Annotated in this window: 15 protein-coding genes; 10 read left to right on the top strand and 5 right to left on the bottom strand. The window is 68.0% G+C overall.

Annotated features, from left to right (window positions below; all coding sequences use genetic code 11):
• Positions 1–76: 76 nt before the first annotated feature.
• The 4 genes from FM104_RS12390 to pabB form a co-directional block, all read right to left on the bottom strand.
• Positions 77–802, bottom strand: a complete 726-nt coding sequence (locus FM104_RS12390; RefSeq protein WP_087132559.1) for a DUF4131 domain-containing protein — start codon at positions 800–802, stop codon at positions 77–79.
• Positions 799–1,419, bottom strand: coding sequence for a ComEA family DNA-binding protein (locus FM104_RS12385; protein ID WP_256971651.1), 621 nt, complete (start codon positions 1,417–1,419; stop codon positions 799–801). The genes FM104_RS12390 and FM104_RS12385 overlap by 4 nt, the downstream gene beginning before the upstream one ends.
• Positions 1,420–1,510: 91 nt before the next feature.
• On the bottom strand, positions 1,511–4,003 hold the full coding sequence (gene leuS, locus FM104_RS12380; protein WP_087132558.1) for a leucine--tRNA ligase: 2,493 nt from the start codon (positions 4,001–4,003) through the stop codon (positions 1,511–1,513).
• 135 nt (positions 4,004–4,138) lie between these two features.
• Complete coding sequence (gene pabB, locus FM104_RS12375; RefSeq protein ID WP_256971650.1) at positions 4,139–5,497, bottom strand: aminodeoxychorismate synthase component I; 1,359 nt, start codon at positions 5,495–5,497, stop codon at positions 4,139–4,141.
• A gap of 42 nt (positions 5,498–5,539) precedes the next feature.
• On the opposite strand from pabB, the gene FM104_RS12370 reads away from it, so the two are divergent.
• The 10 genes from FM104_RS12370 to FM104_RS12325 are packed head-to-tail and all read left to right on the top strand — an operon-like array spanning position 5,540 to position 13,497.
• The gene (locus FM104_RS12370) at positions 5,540–6,226 is read left to right on the top strand and encodes a DedA family protein (RefSeq protein WP_087132556.1); all 687 of its coding nucleotides are present in this window, start codon (positions 5,540–5,542) and stop codon (positions 6,224–6,226) included.
• A gap of 13 nt (positions 6,227–6,239) precedes the next feature.
• Positions 6,240–7,268, top strand: coding sequence for an App1 family protein (locus FM104_RS12365; protein ID WP_087132555.1), 1,029 nt, complete (start codon positions 6,240–6,242; stop codon positions 7,266–7,268).
• The gene (locus FM104_RS12360; protein ID WP_087132554.1) at positions 7,265–8,161 is read left to right on the top strand and encodes a 3-methyladenine DNA glycosylase; all 897 of its coding nucleotides are present in this window, start codon (positions 7,265–7,267) and stop codon (positions 8,159–8,161) included. The genes FM104_RS12365 and FM104_RS12360 overlap by 4 nt, the downstream gene beginning before the upstream one ends.
• On the top strand, positions 8,158–8,895 hold the full coding sequence (locus tag FM104_RS12355) for a hypothetical protein (protein WP_087132553.1): 738 nt from the start codon (positions 8,158–8,160) through the stop codon (positions 8,893–8,895). The genes FM104_RS12360 and FM104_RS12355 overlap by 4 nt, the downstream gene beginning before the upstream one ends.
• Positions 8,888–9,637 (top strand): hypothetical protein, encoded by a 750-nt coding sequence (locus FM104_RS12350; RefSeq protein WP_087132552.1) that lies wholly within the window; start codon positions 8,888–8,890, stop codon positions 9,635–9,637. Before FM104_RS12355 ends, FM104_RS12350 begins: the two co-directional genes overlap by 8 nt.
• Positions 9,638–9,647: 10 nt before the next feature.
• The gene (locus FM104_RS12345) at positions 9,648–11,270 is read left to right on the top strand and encodes an AAA family ATPase (protein WP_087132551.1); all 1,623 of its coding nucleotides are present in this window, start codon (positions 9,648–9,650) and stop codon (positions 11,268–11,270) included.
• Positions 11,271–11,280: 10 nt separating this feature from the next.
• On the top strand, positions 11,281–11,490 hold the full coding sequence (locus FM104_RS12340) for a DUF2997 domain-containing protein (RefSeq protein WP_087132550.1): 210 nt from the start codon (positions 11,281–11,283) through the stop codon (positions 11,488–11,490).
• Positions 11,487–12,212: a 4Fe-4S single cluster domain-containing protein gene (locus FM104_RS12335; protein ID WP_087132549.1), complete on the top strand. Its 726-nt coding sequence runs from the start codon at positions 11,487–11,489 to the stop codon at positions 12,210–12,212. Before FM104_RS12340 ends, FM104_RS12335 begins: the two co-directional genes overlap by 4 nt.
• A complete protein-coding gene (locus tag FM104_RS12330; RefSeq protein ID WP_087132548.1) occupies positions 12,209–12,712 on the top strand; it encodes a hypothetical protein in 504 nt (167 codons plus the stop codon). Before FM104_RS12335 ends, FM104_RS12330 begins: the two co-directional genes overlap by 4 nt.
• Positions 12,712–13,497, top strand: coding sequence for a ComEA family DNA-binding protein (locus FM104_RS12325; protein WP_087132547.1), 786 nt, complete (start codon positions 12,712–12,714; stop codon positions 13,495–13,497). The genes FM104_RS12330 and FM104_RS12325 overlap by 1 nt, the downstream gene beginning before the upstream one ends.
• On the opposite strand, the gene FM104_RS12320 is transcribed toward FM104_RS12325, so the two are convergent.
• The gene (locus FM104_RS12320; protein ID WP_179206784.1) at positions 13,491–14,660 is read right to left on the bottom strand and encodes a glycoside hydrolase family 3 N-terminal domain-containing protein; all 1,170 of its coding nucleotides are present in this window, start codon (positions 14,658–14,660) and stop codon (positions 13,491–13,493) included. The genes FM104_RS12325 and FM104_RS12320 overlap by 7 nt on opposite strands.
• Positions 14,661–14,754: the final 94 nt, after the last annotated feature.

Below are 14,754 nucleotides of genomic sequence, written 5' to 3'. Positions count from 1 at the left end.
GTATCCATGCCGGCCACATACCCGGTCAGTGTGTTCGGCGGGACCCCTTGAAATCACTAGGCTTTCTCTCACCCCCTTACCGACAGTTGGGCCCGGAGACCGCAGTGAGGTGGCTGAGTCCGGAGGCGAGCATCGCCGCGTTCAGCTCTGCGGAGACCGCACGGGTGTCCCCCACCGCGAGACCGGGAAGCAGCCCCGCACCCGGCTCGGGCAGTCGCGTGGCGCGAGTGATGAAATCGGCGCGAGTAGTGGCGGCGATCGCGAAGATGCCGGAGGCGGGTGCCACGATCTCTGCCTGAGTGCCGAACACGACCAGGGCGGCACGCTCACCGGCATCCACGCTCTTCGCCTGTCCTGCCACCCGCACGCGCGCACCGAGGTCCGCGCCATCGATCGGCTCGATGCCGACTCGCACGGGTGCGGAGACCGCAGACAGCTGGCCCGGTGGCCCCACCCGGAGGGTCTGCGCATCGAACCAGAGGCGGCCGTCAGACCCGACGGATGCGGATGATGCGACCTCCACGATCATCTCGACCGCCCGACCATCGGAGTCGGCGAGCACATCGCGCTGTGGCTGCGCTGCGGCGACGGTCGCACCGATCGCGGCGCAGCACAGCAGCGTGAGCACGATCAGTCCGGCGCCGCGGGTCCGACGGCGCATTGTCATCAGCGCCACGGCCGCCACGGCCGCAAGACTCGCGCACGCGCACGCAGCCGCCAGTGCGATCTCGGGAAGAAAGATGACCGCGAGCGCCACCGCCCACAGCACCAGCGCGAGCAGGCTCGTGCGCAGGTCTTTCATACCCGCACTTTCTCGCGGATGCCGGCAAGCAGCTTCTCACCGATGCCCGGCACGGCCAGCAGGTCGTCCACGGACCGGAACCGGCCGTTCTCCTCACGCCAGTCGAGAATGCGCTGCGCCAGCGCAGGACCGATGCGCGGCAGCGTCTCCAGCGCCGTCTGATCTGCGGAATTGAGATCGATCTTTCCATCCGCCCCCACTGCACCACCGGTGCCATCGCCCCCTTCGGGCTCTGTTCCCTGCGCGGGCACGATGATCTGCTCACCATCGCTCAGCGGTCGCGCCAGGTTCACCGCCCGCAGCTCAGCGGTGTCGAGCGTGCCGCCCGCGGCCGCCAGCGCGTCGACCAGTCGCGCGTCGGGATCGAGGATGTACAGGCCGGGATGGGTCACTTCGCCGAGGACGTGCACGTACAGCCCTGCGGTCTCGGAGACGCTGACCTCGCCGGTGCCGTCATCGATCGGGATGCTGTCGATCGGCGGCGCCTGGCCGCGCAGGATGCCCCACCCCACCGCGGCAGACAGCACCACGAGCCCCAGGGTCACCGCGGCGCCGATGCCCAGCTTCAGGCTCGGACGCCGCTGAGGGTCCTCACCTGCAGATTCCGAACGGGGCACTCCGCCACGCTAGGCAAGCGCGAACCCCGGTCTGAGCGAAGATCACGGCGACTGTGCAGAACTCATCCCGCCGTGCCGCTGTGCAGAGCGATCAGCCCTTGACGGCGAAGTTCACGATCTTCGGGGCGCGCACGATCACCCGCACGATCTCTTTGCCCTCCAGCGCCCGCTGCACACGCTCATCCGAGCGTGCGGCAGCCTCCAGGTCTGCCTCGGAGAGGCCGGCCGACACTTCGATCGTCGCGCGCACCTTGCCGCCGACCTGCACGGCGCAGATGACTGTGTCTTCGACGAGCAGAGCGGGGTCGGCATCCGGCCATGGCACGGCGCTGACCGATGCCTCGTTGCCGAGACGCTCCCACAACTCCTCCGCGGTGTGCGGACTGATGGGCTCCAGCATCAGGGCGACGGTCTCAGCGGCTTCGCGCACGGCGGGGTCAGCCGCACCGGCGCCGGAATCGATCGTCTTGCGGATGCCGTTGACCAGCTCCATCAGTCGAGCGACCAGCACGTTGAATTTGGTCTGCTCGAGCAGACCCGGTGCGTCAGCCAGCAGGCGGTGGGTGATGCGGCGCAGCCCGATGTCCCCCGCCGACGCATCCGCACCAACCGGACTCGACGTCTCGTCGCCGACCCGCAGCACCCGGGAGAGGAACTTGTGCGCGCCCGAGATCGAGACGCCGTTCCACTCCTTGTCGTCCTCCACCGGGCCGGCGAAGGCCAGCCCCAGACGCAGAGCGTCAGCACCGTACTGTCCGAGCAGGTCGGAGAGCTCGACCAGGTTGCCCTTGCTCTTGGACATCTTCGCGCCATCCATGATGACCATGCCCTGGTTGACCAGGTTCGTGAACGGCTCGTCGAAGTCGATCAGGCCCATGTCGTGCAGCACCTTGGTGATGAAGCGCGCGTACAGCAGGTGCAGAATGGCGTGCTCGACACCGCCGAAGTAGCCGTCCACCGGCGCCCAGCGCTTGGCCTCTTCGGGGTCGAACGCGAACTGGTCGCTGTTCGGCGAGAGGAAGCGCAGGAAGTACCACGAGCTGTCGACGAACGTGTCCATGGTGTCGGTGTCTCGCAGTGCCGGCTCACCGGACGTGGAATCCACCGTGCGCACCCAGGACTCGGCGGCTCCCAGCGGCGAGGTGCCCTTGGGGCGCAGGTCCAATCCCTCCACGCTCGGCAGCGTGACCGGCAGCCGATCCTCGGGGACCGGCACGACCGTGCCGTCCTGCAGATGCAGCATCGGGATCGGGGTGCCCCAGAACCGCTGACGAGAGATCAGCCAGTCGCGCAGACGGAAATTCTTCGCCGAGCGTCCGGTGCCTGATGCCTCCATGCGCTCGATGGTCGAGGCGATGGCAGCGCTCTTATCGAGCCCGTCCAGCTCGCCCGATCCGGTCATGCTGCCGGTGCCGACCAGTGCCTTGCCGGTCGCGACAGGATCGAGCTCCGCCAGATCCTCACCCGCGTTCGCGCCGCCATCGACCGTGGTGTCTACGACGATCCTGACGGGCAGCTCGAACGTCCGCGCGAAGTCGAGGTCGCGCTGGTCGTGCGCGGGCACGGCCATGACGGCGCCGTGGCCGTAGTCGGCGAGCACGTAGTCGGCGGCCCAGATGGGCAGCCGCTCGCCGTTGACGGGGTTGATCGCGTAGCGCTCCAGGAACACACCGGTCTTGGGACGATCGGTGGACTGCCGCTCGATCTCGGTCTGCTTCTGCACCGTTGCGAGGTAGTCCTCGAATCGCGCGCGCACCTCGGCAGATGCCCCGGATACCAACTCGGCGGCCAGGTCGGCGTCGGGCGCGACGACGAAGAACGTCGCTCCGTGCAGCGTGTCCGGGCGAGTCGAGAAGACCGTCACCGGCTCTTCGCGCCCCTCGATGCGGAAGTCCACGTCGGCGCCAGTCGAGCGGCCGATCCAGTTGCGCTGCATCTGCAGCACCTTGTGCGGCCAGTGCCCCTCGAGCCCGTCCAGGTCGTCCAGCAGCCGGTCGGCGTAGTCGGTGATCTTGAAGTACCACTGGGTGAGCTTCTTCTTCACGACCTCGGCGCCGCAGCGCTCGCAGCGGCCGTCGACGACCTGCTCGTTGGCCAGCACGGTCTGGTCGTTCGGGCACCAGTTCACCGAGCTCTTCCTGCGGTACGCGAGCCCCCGCTCGTGCAGTTGCAGGAACAGCCACTGGTTCCAGCGGTAGTACTCCGGGTCAGAGGTGTGCAGCACCCGCGACCAGTCATACGACATGCCGTAGCCGCGGAAGCCGGCCTTGTGCTGGTCGATGTTCTTGTACGTCCACTCACGCGGGTCAGCACCGCGTTTGATCGCGGCGTTCTCGGCAGGCAGACCGAACGAGTCCCAGCCGATCGGGTTGAGCACGTTATGACCGCGGTGCCGCCAGTACCGGGCGACGATGTCGGGGTACAGGTAGTTGATCGCGTGCCCCATGTGCAAGTCTCCCGAGGGATACGGGAACATGCCGAGGATGTACTTGCGCGGGCGATCGTCTTCCGCACCGCCGGCAAGGAACGTCTCGTTCTCAGCCCAGTACTTCTGCCACTTGTGCTGGATGTCGTGCGCGGACATCGTCTCAGTGGACTCGGCGTGTGATTCGGACGAATGCTCGGACAAAGAACGGCCAATCTGCAGATGCGGAACGGCCCGGAAATCGGGCGCTTCCAGGTTATCGCGATCTGCGCATTTCCCCGACTCCTCCGAGATTCACTCGGCCAGCAGCGCCGCCCACTGCGGCGGCAGATCCGCACCCAGCGCTGCCAGCGGCGCCCGCGCCTTGGTGGCGACCTCCGCGGCCTCCGCCTTCGGCCGGGAGAGCCAGGTGATGCCGCCACCGGCGCCGACGTAGGCACCACCGGCCGTGATGACGATGGAGCGGATGATCATCGCCAGATCGACCTGCCCATCCAGCCCGACGTATCCGAAGCATCCGGAATACACACCGCGCGCACCCTGCTCGAGCCGGCAGAGGATGCTCATCGCCGACAGCTTCGGTGCACCGGTCATGCTCCCCGCGGGGAACGCCGCATCGCACAGGTCGCCCGCCGTCATACCCTCGCGCAGCCGGGCCGTGACCGTGCTCACGAGCTGATGCACAGCCGGGTACGACTCCACCTCCCACAGCCGCGTCACCTGCACGCTTCCGGGCACCCCGATGCGCGACAGGTCGTTGCGCATGAGATCGACGATCATGACGTTCTCAGCGCGCTCCTTGACGTCCGTGCGCAGCTCTTCGGCGAGCGCGGCGTCATCGTCAGCCGTCGTCCCGCGGGGCCGGGTGCCCTTGATGGGGCTGGTCAACACATGACCGTCTTCCACAGCCAGGAACTGCTCGGGGCTGGCGCTCAGCAGATGCCGCTCCCCGATCCGCAGATAGCCGCCGTGGTGCGCCGGCGTCGCCGTGCGCAGTCGCAGGTACACGGCGAGCGGGTCCCGTGGGCGAGCAACGGCGAATCGTGTCGTGAGGCACAGCTGATAGGCGTCTCCGCGTGCGATCGCCGCACGGCACTCCTCGACGAGGGAGACATATTCGTCGACGTCGTGCCGGGCAATCGCGGTCTGCTGGTCACTGAAGGCATCGTCGGCGGAGGGGATGCCGGCGGCGAGCGCCGTCTGCACGGTGTGCTGCCAGGTGTCGATGGCGTCGGCATCCGCGAGCGCGAACGCGCGGCCTGTTTCATGTTCGATCGCGATCGCGCGTTCCACCGCGATCCATGCACTGGTCTCCGGCAGGGCGGATGCCGCGATCGGCGCACCACTCGCGGCCGCCCCGTCCTCGTAGCTCAGCCACCCCGTCCAGCCACCGAGGAAGGGCACGCCCGACGACGCTCGAGCGTCGCGACCGGAAGCATCCGCCGAGCCATGAGCGGCCAACGGCACCGCCCGCACTGCATCCGGGTTCGTCTCGACTCGTCCTGTGCCGAGGATGCTCCATCCCGCATCTGCTTCGGCCCCGGCATCCAGCCAGAACGATGCGGCTTCGGCATCGAACAGCTGTCGGAAGAGGCTTTCGGCGTCGGCATCGCCGTGCAGAGGCAGAGCGATCAGCGGCAGGGGTACATGCACGTTCACAGCGTATGTGTGAGTGGCACGCTTTACGCTCATGGTGTGAACGAGATCGTGCTCTGGCTCATCGACATGGTGCAATCTGTCGATCCTGTCCTCCGCACGGTTCTCGCAGGCGTGGCGATCATGCTCGAGACCAGCATCCTCATCGGCCTTATCTTTCCCGGCGATACGATCGTGCTCGTCGCGGCAATCGGGGTGACCTCGTGGAGCGAGGGCATCATCCTCGCCGCCGCGGTCGTCACGGGCGCGCTGGTCGGCGAATCGATCGGCTTCTGGCTGGGCCGTTGGGCCGGGCCGCACATCCGCACGTCGTGGCTGGGCAGACGAATCGGAGAGGTGCACTGGCAGCGTTCCGAGCGCTATCTGCTGCGCCGCGGCGGCATCGCGATCTTCCTCTCCCGCTTCCTGCCGGTGCTGCATTCGCTCGTGCCGCTCACCGTCGGCATGAGCGGATACTCGTACCGTCGATTCATCGCCTGGACGCTGCCGGCGTGCGTGCTGTGGACGTCGGTGTACGTCGGCGTCGCGGCCGGGGCGGCCGGCAGCTACAAGGAGCTCGCACAGAAGGCGCACTACGCCGGGTATGTCTTCGTCGGAGTGATCATCGCCCTGCTGCTGCTCGTCTTCGTGGGCAAGAAGATCCTCGCCAAACGCGAGGAGCGGCACATGGCGCAGGAGACGAAGCGGCATCCGCGTTCCGAAGCGCAGCGCGATCCGGAAGCGTGAAAGACTGGAGACGATGTCTCCCGCTTCAGCGACCAAGATCCACTGGTTCGCTCGCCTCGAACACCGCCTGCACGTCGCGCGCGAACGCCGCGCACGCCGACGCGGTCGTTCGGCGACCGCTGTTCCGTTCCCCGGCTACGGCGGCTCGGGCTGGGTGCGTGTGGTCGGCCGTGTGCTCATCGTCCCCCCGCCGCCCAAGCGGGCCCGCGGCGAAGGCGAGGGCGTGCGCGGGTGGCGTGCATTCGTCAGCATCCCGGTCAGCTTCGCCTCCGTGCGCGTCGACGTCGGCGGCCAGAGCCACGAAGTCATCACTGACCGTGGCGGCGTGATCGACACGGTGATCGAAGCCGACCTCGAGCCGGGGTGGCAGACGCTCACCATGTCGGTCGAGGGCCAGGAGCCCGTCGAGGCCACGGTGTTCGTCGTCGCAGACGATGTGCGCTTCGGCGTGGTCTGCGACGTCGACGACACGGTCATGGTGACGGCGCTGCCCCGACCGTTCATCGCCGCGTGGAACTCCTTCGTCGTCGACGAGCACGCCCGCACCCCGGTGCCCGGCATGGCTGTGCTGCTCGCGCAGCTGCGCCGCGATCATCCCGGCGCGCCGATGGTCTACCTCTCCACTGGAGCGTGGAATGTCGCGCCAACGCTGCGGCGCTTCCTCAGCCGGCACCTGTTCCCGGCGGGTGCGATGCTGCTCACCGACTGGGGACCCACGCACGACCGCTGGTTCCGCAGCGGCCCCGAGCACAAGAGCAGCAATCTGCGTCGTCTCGCGGCCGAGTTCCCTGATGTGCAGTGGCTGCTCATCGGCGATGACGGTCAGCACGATGAGGCGATCTACTCGCAGTTCCAGCAGGAGCACCCCGCGTCCGTCGCCGGCGTCGCCATCCGGCGTCTGCTGCCCGCCGAAGCCGTGCTGGCAGGTGGACGCGCCTCGGTCGACCGCGTCGGCGACAACGTGCCCTGGGTGAGCGCAGAAGACGGCGCAGGGCTGCGTGAGCAGCTGCACGAAGCCGGCATCATCGACTCGCCGACATGAACACGGCTGTCTCCCCCCGCGCTGCCCGCCACACCCGGGCGGAGTGGACCGCTCTCGCCGAAGCGCACGAATCGCGCGCCGACGCGCTGACTGCCGACCATCGCGGTCGGGCTGCGCGCGGCGAGAAGCATCCGGTCGAGGACTTCCTGTTCACGTACTACTCGTACAAGCCCGCGCAGCTTCGCCGCTGGCATCCCGGGGCCGGTGTCGCGCTCGCCGATGCCCCGGAACGCCGAGGCTGGCGCTGGTACTCCCCCGGTCCGACCCCGGATTCGGTTGCACCAGATGCCGCGGCCTTTCAGAGTGAGAAAGCGCAGCTGGCGGGACTGATCGAGCGGATGCTGCGCCGCACGGCCGCCCGTCCCGGACAGTTCGGCTGCTTCGGGCTGCATGAATGGGCGATGGTCTACCGGACCGACGCCCATCGGCATCCGATTCCGCTCCGGCTGGGCGCCGATGGCACGGATGCCGTCGTCGAGGCGAACGAGCTGCGCTGCACCCATTTCGATGCCTTTCGCTTCTTCACCTACCCCGCGGCGCCGCGCAACCGTCTGCAGCCGACCCGCGAGTCCCAACCCGATCTCGAGCAGCCCGGGTGCCTGCATGCCGGCATGGACCTGTACAAGTGGGCGATGAAGCTCGGTCCCCTCATCCCCGGTGAGATGCTGCTGGATGCTTTCGAGCTGGCCCGCGAGATCCGCCAGCTCGATATGGCGGCGGCGCCGTACGACCTGAGCGACTGGGATGTGAGCCCCGTGCGGGTGGAGACCACCGCGGGCAAAGCAGACTACGTGCGCAGACAGCGCGAATTCGCCGACCGCGGCTCTGCACTGCGCGAGCGGATGCTCACTGCCTGGCTCGGCGATGCCCAGATGCCGGAGGGTGACCGGTGAGCAGCGATTCCATGGCGTCGAGCGCACGACAGCGCATCTTCCGGTTCAGCCTCGCCCTCAGCGTCATCGGACTCCTCGTGATCGCCGGGATCGGATACAGCGTTCTCACCGCCGATGACGTCGCGGACGCGACGTCGGAGGACTACTACTACCCCTGGGAGAACCCGCGGGCGACGGCCGCAACCGCAGACGGCGATGTCTGGAGCGGACGCGGGCAGCAGTTCATTCCGCTGACGGGTCTGACCCCTGGTGAGCCGTTGGAGTTCTCACCGGAGGGCGATGCGGAATTCAGCGGTGTGTACCTGGGGCCAGCGGATGCCGTCGATGAGCGCCCGATCGATGTCGGCTACAGCCGATCGAGCACACTGCTCCTCGTGCCGACAGCGCCCGAGATGACCATCTGGGTGCGCATGCGCACTGCCGCCGACTGGACGGTCACTGTGCGCCCCGCCCAGATCGAAGAGCGCACGGGAACCGTCAGCGGCATCGGTCCGATGACGTTCCGGTACACCGGCGACGCGACAGCAGCGCGCATGGATGCGCGCGGAGGGCATCCGCCGCGCGTGAACATCATCACCGCGAACGGGACCAAAGCCGAGCGGTCCGAGTCCGGCCAGATGGCGTGGACGCTGGCGTGGAGCGATACTCCCACCGCTGTCTTCCAGATCGATGCCTATGACGACGTCTCCTGGACGCTGGAGTTCCTCGCCCCCGCAGGAGGCGTGGATGAGTGATCCCGGACTCCCACAGATCAGCCGCTTCTCCCGCTTCGTCTGGGTGATCGGCGCGCTCGGGATCGCGGTGGCTGCGTTCTTCGTCGTGCCGCAGGTCGCGCTGCGCGGTGATGGGCGGATCGTCGTCGACAACGGCGAGGGCTACGTCGGGGATCGCGTGTACCCCCAGCATGTCGACGACCCGGTTGAGCTCACGCTCGACGGCGACACCCTCAGTGGTGGTCAGCAGGGCGGGTGGCTCCCCTTCGACGCCGATTCCGCTCCCCTCATGCTGCGAATGGCGCACGACCATGACAACTACATCAACGTCTTCCAGACCAGCGATGTCGCCGATCTGGTTACCGACCGCGCTGTGAGCCCCGAGTCGCTCGGTGCGCTCTGGGACATGGATGACGTCGTCTATGCCATTCCCGCTGCCACCGACGGAAGGCTCTGGGTCAGCGTCGACAGTGCGCGTTGGGACCTTTCGGTGACTCCCGTGGCACACACCCCGATCGCGGATGCCGCAGCATCCGGCACCGGAGATGCGATGCTGTCGTATCAGGGCGATGCGCTCAGTGCACGGTTCTCGCACACCGGCAGCGGCTTCCTGCGCGTCACCGTGATCGCCCCCGAGCAGTTCGATCTCGCCGTGAACGATGTGGATGAGTTCTCGCGGCGCGCGTCATGGCGGGTGCCCGGTACGGTGCTGTTCATGATCGAATCGAGCGGTGGCGAGTGGTCCGTCGCCGTGGACGAATGAGAGAGACGGTATGACTTTCGCGCAGACCCTCGACGAGGCTTTCAAGGCTCGCCTTCCGCTGCTGTACCTCGAGACCGGCGAAGAGGTCCGCGCGATCGAGGCGGTCACGCGGGCGGCGGCCGCCCAACGGCATCCGCGCCCCGTCTGGACCTGGACGAGCGCGCTCGGTCTGATCGATCCCGAAGGCAAGAGCATCGCGAACACCGCCAACCCGGCGCGCGCGCTCGCGCACATCGCGGGCGTGTCGGATGCCGGCGTGTTCATCTTCTGCGACCTGCATGCCTATTTCGGGTCCGAGCATCGACAGGGCGATCCGTTGGTCGTGCGCACGGCACGCGAGACCGCACTGGACTTCCGACACGGCGACACGTCGCGGATGCTGGTGCTCATCTCGCCTGTCCGAACGATCCCCGCAGAACTGAACGAGCTCACCCACCTGCTGAGCTTTCCGTTGCCGACTTCCGCCGAGATCCGCGAACTGCTCGACATGATGATCGAACGCAACGCCTCCGGCTCCGGACGCATCCGCATCGATGCGAACGACGAGGTGCGCGAGCAGCTCGTGCACGCCGCTCTCGGTCTGTCGATGGCCGAAGCCGAGAACGCCTTCGCACGGGCTATGGTCAACGACGGGACGCTCGGCGCAGCGGATGTGCCGGTGATCCTGGATGAAAAGGGGCAGATCGTCCGCAAGTCCGGGCTGCTCGAGTTCATGGATGCCGACATCGATCTCGATGACGTCGGCGGCCTGAACAACATGAAGCGCTGGCTGTCGCGGCGCAAGGGCTCCTGGCTCGCCGGGGCGAAGGAGTACGGGCTTCCCGATCCGAAGGGCGTGCTCATCACGGGCGTTCCCGGCTGCGGCAAATCGCTGACGGCGAAGGCCACAGCCGCCACCTGGGGGCTGCCGCTGCTGCGTCTGGACATCGGGCGTGTCTTCTCTGGGCTGGTCGGATCCAGCGAGCAGAATCTGCGCACCGCGATCGCGACCGCAGAGGCAGTTGCGCCGTGCATCCTCTGGGTCGACGAGATCGAGAAGGGCTTCTCGAACACCACCGGCGGTGGCGACTCCGGCACGTCGGCGCGCGTCTTCGGCACCTTCCTCACCTGGATGCAGGAGAAGAAGCGCCCGGTCTTCGTCGTCGCGACCGCGAACAACATCGACTCGCTGCCACCGGAGTTCCTGCGCAAGGGCCGCTTCGACGAGATCTTCTTCGTCGACCTGCCGACAGCCGCGGAGCGCGACGTCATCTGGCGGCTGCAGCTGAAGGGTCATGCCTCGGCCGCGAACGGTCTCGCAACTCTCGCTGCCGACGATGCGGCCATCGCCGAGCTCGTCCAGCACAGCGACAATCACTCCGGTGCCGAGATCGAGCAGGCCGTTGTCGCCGCGCTCTTCGAGGGGTACAGCGCTGGCCGCCCTATCGATGCCGAGACGGTAGAGCAGGCGGTCACATCGACGATTCCGCTCGCGGTCACCCAGTCAGAGGAAGTGCGCCGCATTCGCGATTGGGCCGCCGAGCGCGCGGTGCGCGCAACCGGGACCGAAGATCTCGACGCGGTGGAATCCGGCGGCAGCGAGTCAGCCGGGGTATTGTCACCGCGCCGCGGCGGGCGCACTGTGGACTACTGAGGAGCACACCATGCAGAAGCAGCTGATCGTGAACCTGCGCGCCGACGGATCAGTCGCCGCCGAGACGATCGGGATGACCGGCGATGAGTGCCTGGCGTACATCTCCGAGCTCGAGGATCTGCTCGATGCGACGACGACGTCCTCTTCGTACACGTCGGATTACGCAGCGGTATCCGGCGAGGTCGCAGCCGAGCAGCACGACGAGGATCGCCGCAGATGAGCGTGCACGCGCAGTCGCGCGGGGTCGAAGCATCGACGCTGCTGGGCACGACCTGCCCGCCGCGCGCGACGGGCGCGCTGCGGTGGTCGCGCTTCCTGCCGGCCACGGAGGCCGAGGGCCCTGGTCGCCGTGCGGCGGTATGGGTGCAGGGATGCCGGGTGCACTGCCCTGGCTGCTTCAATCCGCAGATGTGGGCCCCGCGCGGCGGAACGCTGACGGATGCTGATGAGATCTCCGAGCGGTGGGTCGCAGCCGCCCGTGCCGCTGGCTCGACGGGCATCACGCTGCTAGGCGGCGAGCCCTTCGACCAGGCGCTGTTGCTCGCACCGGTGGCTGCGGCGTTTCAGGCGGCAGGCCTGAGCGTGATGGCCTTCAGCGGCTACACCTTCGAGCACCTCACCCGTTGGGCGGAAGGCCGTGACGACATCGCCGCGCTCCTGGCATCCACCGATCTGCTGTGCGACGGCCCGTTCCTGCGAGCGCTGCCCGATACACGACGCCCGTGGATCGGCTCGACGAATCAGAGCATCCGGGCGCTGACATCCGCGCACGCCGATGAAGTGCGTCGCGTCGACGCAGAGGGCCGCGGCGACACCCTCGAGGTACGGGTCGGCGCGGACGGCATCGTGCACGTCAACGGCTGGGCATCGGATGCCGCTCTGGCCGCCCTTTTCTATGATCTCGGCGTGCGCGCCGACCGACCTCAGGAGCGTGTCGCATGAGCGTCTCTCTCATTCTCGTCCCCGCTGCTCTCGCGATCGCCGGCATCATCGGCACCGCGGGAGCGGCCGGTGCCGCTTCGATGAGCACGGATGAGGAGACATCGAGCGGCGGCAGCGGTCCCACGCCGATCGAGGTGCACACGCGGATGAAGGACGCGAGTCTGCTGGCATCCGCTCTGCAGGATCTGGGCGCGTCGAACGTCGACACCGTCGACGGTGCCCTGACCGCTGTGGTCGGTGATCTGTCACTGCGGATGACCCGCGATGAGGATGACATCTGGACCGCGCACATCACCGGAGCCGATGGTCGCGACGCGCAGGCCGCGGATGCCACCGCGCTGATCGAGCAGGTCGACGCCGCGTACGCGCGCCGTGTGCAGCGTGAGGTCGCCGCGCGCATCCGCACCCGCGCTGACAATGCCGGATTCGAGCTCGTCTCGGAGTCCCGCGAAGAAGACGACAGCGTGACGATGGTGCTCGCGGTGCGGGAGCAGCTCTGATGACAGCGACGCAGGCGGATGCTCGGCCCACGACCGGTTGGATGCTGGGCATGAGCAGCTGGATGCTGTCGACAGCGATCCCCGGACCGATGTTCGCCTGGGCCGGCTTCCTCCTCGTCGGCATCGTCGGCAGAATGCGCCGCTGGACCATCGTCGGGGTGGTGATGGCCGGGCTCGCGATCATTGCGGCGCTGCCCGTATGGGGTCAGTTCCAGCCGTTGATCGCCGCGGCCGTGTACCTCGGCGGGATGGTGCTGGCGCTGGTCGCCAATCCGAGTTGGCTGCGCGCGATGTGGGCGCGAAGGGCGTCACGGCCGGCGACCACGTCAGCCCGCGCGAGCTCCCGCACCAGGACCTCTGCAGCGTCCTCGTCGACCAGGTCATCGAACCGACGGCGCGGTGCGTCGACGACCCAGACATCGTCGAAGGCTGCGACGTCGCGGGCAGCCTCAGCAACCACGCGCGAGCGGACGGATGCCGAGAAGCTGGCCGAGCGCGCCGGTGCTTCCAGCGCGACGTACTTTGCACAGCCGGCCGCCCCGGCGGATCCGGTGGATGTGAACACCGCGAACGCTGATGAGCTCGCGACGCTGCCCGGCATCACCCGCACGCGAGCGCGCAGGCTCCTGAAGGCGCGCACCAAGCAGGGCGGGTTCATGAACCTCGATGCCTTCGCGACTGCGGCTGGGCTGCAGCCCCACGAGCTGGTGCGTCTGCGCGAAGCGGCCGTGTGCTCGCGACCGCCCCGTGGGCCGCGACAGTTCGGACGCCGCGTCGACTACTGAGACCGCGCCGCAGCCAGTTGCAGCCGCAGCGCCATCACGTGCACAGCGGCGTCACGCAGTCGATCCGCTGGCAGCCTCCCGTCGCCGACGGCGGCGGCGATCCCGTCGACCATGGCCGGCGCTGTCGCGGCGGTGGAGCCCGCGACCATCAGCACCATGTCGTTGCCGGCGATGAGCGCGTCGACCGCATTCACGACGGGGTCACGGTATGCCGCGACCCCGGATGAGGTGAGCATGCCCAGGTCGTCGGTGATCATCACGCCGTCGAAGCCCAGTTCTGTGCGGGCGATCTCATGCCAGCGCGATGACAGCGATGCGGGTGCCTGATCGACGGAGGTGAAGGCCAGGTGACCGAACATCAGCAGTTCCGCCCCCGCGTCGATGCCGGCGATGAAGGGCTTCGCGTCGCCGGCCTGCCACTGTGCAAGAGACATCGACGTCGTCGGGATGCTGTGATGAGAGTCGCCCGGCGCCGCACCGTGCCCGGGGAAGTGCTTCAGCGTCGAGAGCACGATCCCCTTCTCGCCCTGCACGGCGGCGCGCACCCGCTGTGCGGCGGCTTCTGGATCGGTGCCGAGGGCTCGTGACGAGATGAATGACGACGGGTCGGCCGGAACGTCGGCGATGATGCCGAAGTTCACGTTCGCGCCGGTTTCGGCGACGAGATCGGCACGCGATGCGAAGGCGGCCCTGGTGTCGGCCGGTGGCGCGTTCTGAAGGGCGCGCCCCGCCGGCAGAGTGTCCCAGGAGAGCCGCGAGACCACGCCGCCCTCCTGGTCGATGGCGATCAGCGGGGGCAGCTCGGGGTCGATCGCCATGGCGGCAGTCAGTTCGTGCAGCTGCGCGGCGTCGCCGGGGATGTTGCCGCCCATCAGAATGAAGCCGCCGAGTCCGGATGCCATGTACTCGCGTACGGCCGCGGGATCGGCACTGGAGATGTGCCCCATCACGACACTCGCGGCCTGTTCGGCTGTGGTCATCGCATCGACGGCCGCCTCAGCGGGATCCGGTGCGGGTGTCGGCGTCGGAGTGGGCGTGGGTGCCGCGCTGTGCTCGGACGCCGTCGGCGGCCGCGGGTTCGGCACAGCAGCTGATGGCGCACAGCCGACGACGACCGCGGCGACCAGCACAGCGGCCGCCGTTCCCCAGATCGATCGGCGCATAACCGCGAGGCTACTGCACCCACCTGCACGGGCAACGGAAGCTCTCATCGGCAGCGGGCCGCCCGCCGTGCGGCAGCTTCGATATGATCGAGGC

The organism is Microbacterium esteraromaticum (assembly GCF_900163815.1).
Taxonomy (GTDB): domain Bacteria; phylum Actinomycetota; class Actinomycetes; order Actinomycetales; family Microbacteriaceae; genus Microbacterium; species Microbacterium esteraromaticum_B.
The sequence above is the reverse complement of the archived record's forward strand: the minus strand, read 5'-3'. Positions and strand labels throughout refer to the sequence as shown.

Coding starts and splice junctions, on each gene's coding strand:
- FM104_RS12390 (WP_087132559.1), bottom strand. CDS start 802: ATGAAAGACCTGCGCACGAGCCTGCTCGCGCTGGTGCTGTGGGCGGTG.
- leuS (WP_087132558.1), bottom strand. CDS start 4,003: ATGTCCGCGCACGACATCCAGCACAAGTGGCAGAAGTACTGGGCTGAG.
- FM104_RS12365 (WP_087132555.1), top strand. CDS start 6,240: ATGTCTCCCGCTTCAGCGACCAAGATCCACTGGTTCGCTCGCCTCGAA.
- FM104_RS12360 (WP_087132554.1), top strand. CDS start 7,265: ATGAACACGGCTGTCTCCCCCCGCGCTGCCCGCCACACCCGGGCGGAG.
- FM104_RS12350 (WP_087132552.1), top strand. CDS start 8,888: ATGAGTGATCCCGGACTCCCACAGATCAGCCGCTTCTCCCGCTTCGTC.
- FM104_RS12345 (WP_087132551.1), top strand. CDS start 9,648: ATGACTTTCGCGCAGACCCTCGACGAGGCTTTCAAGGCTCGCCTTCCG.
- FM104_RS12340 (WP_087132550.1), top strand. CDS start 11,281: ATGCAGAAGCAGCTGATCGTGAACCTGCGCGCCGACGGATCAGTCGCC.
- FM104_RS12335 (WP_087132549.1), top strand. CDS start 11,487: ATGAGCGTGCACGCGCAGTCGCGCGGGGTCGAAGCATCGACGCTGCTG.
- FM104_RS12330 (WP_087132548.1), top strand. CDS start 12,209: ATGAGCGTCTCTCTCATTCTCGTCCCCGCTGCTCTCGCGATCGCCGGC.
- FM104_RS12325 (WP_087132547.1), top strand. CDS start 12,712: ATGACAGCGACGCAGGCGGATGCTCGGCCCACGACCGGTTGGATGCTG.
- FM104_RS12320 (WP_179206784.1), bottom strand. CDS start 14,660: ATGCGCCGATCGATCTGGGGAACGGCGGCCGCTGTGCTGGTCGCCGCG.